This window comes from Anaerostipes butyraticus (genome assembly GCF_016586355.1).
Classification (GTDB): Bacteria; Bacillota; Clostridia; order Lachnospirales; family Lachnospiraceae; genus Anaerostipes; species Anaerostipes butyraticus.
In genome coordinates this window covers 1-2,188 of sequence record NZ_BLYI01000051.1, presented here as the reverse complement: position 1 = coordinate 2,188, position 2,188 = coordinate 1, and the positions used below count along the sequence as shown (strand labels likewise).

The window sequence follows — 2,188 nt, the reverse complement described above, 5'->3', positions numbered from 1 at the left end:
AGAAAGACGGAGGAATCCTGAACAAACATGGAGTCGTAGAATATGTAAACGGAATCGCTCCGGGAGTCTTCGTAACAGTTTCCACACCGAATGAAGAGATCGCGTACCAGATGAGCTATCACAGCATGGGACCTGGACCGCTCTGGACCCTGTATCGTCCATATCATCTGTGTAATCTTGAAACACCTCTTACAGTAGCGAAAGCAGTAATTGACGGAGAGGTAACCTGCGTGCCGATCGATGGACTGGTATCTGAGTGTATCACAAGAGCGAAGATCGACCTGAAAGCAGGACAGACGATCGATGGAATCGGAGGATACACAACTCATGGATCCATTGCGGAAGCAAAAGAATCTGATGAAAAAGGATATGTTCCATTTGGACTGGTAACAAACAAAGCGGTTATGAAGAGAGACGTGAAGAAAGGCCAGCTCCTTACATATGATGATATCGAACTGGATAAGAGCACACTGATCTACAAATTGAGAAAAGAGCAGGATGCAATGTACGGAAAGAACGTATTATAATTGCGAGGAAAGGCGAGCCGGAATCCCGGCCCGCCTTTTATTGTATGGAAGAGGAATCGCAGAGCTTAAGAAGTGCAGAGGCTGTCTCCTGACTTGTAAAAAATGAATCAACCAGATGCAGAGAAAGCACGGTGTGAATAATGTTCAGTTTTTCAAGACCCTCAGCGATGGCAATAACGCAGCGGGCATTTTTTCTGGCGCGGAAGATATCGGCGATGATAAGTCTTTCTGTCAGATCCGTATGTACACAATTTCCATCTTTGTCCAGAAACTGGAGGAGAATGTCCCCGATTGCGCCAGCCTGCTTAAAACTGTCAATGTCTGTATCGGATAAGATATGATAGCGGGTCAGGAAAGAGGAGGAAAAAGTACCAATCCCGGTCAAAATAATATCAGAATGTTCTGCCATGGAAATCATATCTTTGGTATGTTCGTTTGCGATTAAAGTTTCATATTCTTTGCTGGAAGAGCAGAAGGCTGGAACGTGCAGAATATTGGCAGTTCCTCCAGTTTTTTCAGCCATCTGCAGTGCGTTGTAATTTGGCAGGGTTTCAAAACTGACACCAAAACTTCCAGCCATAGGAGCAATGATCGTAGAGGGGAGATGAAGGGAAGGAAGCTGTTTCAGAAAGCGGGTAATGGCGGTGCCCCAGCCGATCCCTATCGAATCTTCCGGCTGGATTTTAGATACGAAGTAACTGGCTGCGGCCATGGCCAGATAGTCTCTGGAAGAGTCGCTGGTATCAATGACTCCGGCGTGCTTTAAATCGTATTTTTGCTGCAGCTGCGATTCCAGAAGGGGGATTCCGGAAATGGGAGAATCTATTTTTATTTTAACAATTCCCAAATCTTCTGCCCGGGAAAGCAGTTTTGATACCCAGGGTCTCGAAACATTTAGACGCTGGGCAATTTCGCGCTGTGAGAGATTGCTTTTGTAGTATAGATTGGCTGCAAGGACGATTTTATCGTACATGAGATCTGGATGTTCTTTTTTGTTCATAGGAACTCCTTTCGTTAAAAAATAAGATGTAGGCACAAATGTAACTAAATAATAAGTGGATTATATAGCAAAAGCACCGGTTTTTCAAGGAAATAAGCGAAAAATTTAAAAATATATTGACGAACAAATGTTAAGTGATTATAATACAAGTATCAAAAGTAATTGATAGGCACATATGTAACAAGTTAACGGGTTCTATATAAGATAGGAGAGAATAGTTATGCTGAATATGGATCAGAAGCTCATCAAAAGACAGGAAGAAGGAAAGATCATCAAGACCGGTATTGTCGGTGCAGGGCAGATGGGAAGAGGAATGGTAACCCAGATGGTACTGATGAACGGAATCATGCCGGCCATTGTATCTGACATCAAAGTTGAAAACGCAGTGCACGCGTTCAAATATGCAGGCGTTACAGATGATGATATCGTGATCGCAAAGACGCTTGCGGATGCAAACGCAGCCATGGAAGCAGGAAAATATGTGGCATGCGAGGATGCGGATTTTGTTTCCCAGGCAAATCTGGTAGAATGCGCCATCGACGCTACAGGAGTTCCGGATGTAGGAGCCAAAGTAGCGACAGACGCCATGAAGAATAAAAAACATGTAGTCATGCTGAACGTAGAAACGGATGTTGTAATCGGACCTTACCTGAAGAAGATG

2 protein-coding genes and 1 pseudogene are annotated in these 2,188 nt (G+C 44.0%); 2 read left to right on the top strand and 1 reads right to left on the bottom strand.

The window, feature by feature from the left end; all coding sequences use genetic code 11:
• Positions 1-527 (top strand): hypothetical protein (locus JMF81_RS12715; RefSeq protein ID WP_201311816.1); only part of this gene is annotated, 527 nt, incomplete at its 5' end.
• 37 nt (positions 528-564) lie between these two features.
• Here JMF81_RS12715 and JMF81_RS12710 read toward each other — a convergent pair.
• Positions 565-1,527: a sugar-binding transcriptional regulator gene (locus tag JMF81_RS12710; RefSeq protein WP_201311815.1), complete on the bottom strand. Its 963-nt coding sequence runs from the start codon at positions 1,525-1,527 to the stop codon at positions 565-567.
• 220 nt (positions 1,528-1,747) lie between these two features.
• On the opposite strand from JMF81_RS12710, the pseudogene JMF81_RS12705 reads away from it, so the two are divergent.
• Positions 1,748-2,188, top strand: a pseudogene (locus JMF81_RS12705) (NAD(P)H-dependent oxidoreductase); the annotation flags it as partial.

What these genes read in the sequence shown, in the direction of transcription:
- JMF81_RS12710 (WP_201311815.1), bottom strand. Translation starts at nt 1,527, where the DNA reads ATGAACAAAAAAGAACATCCAGATCTCATGTACGATAAAATCGTCCTT.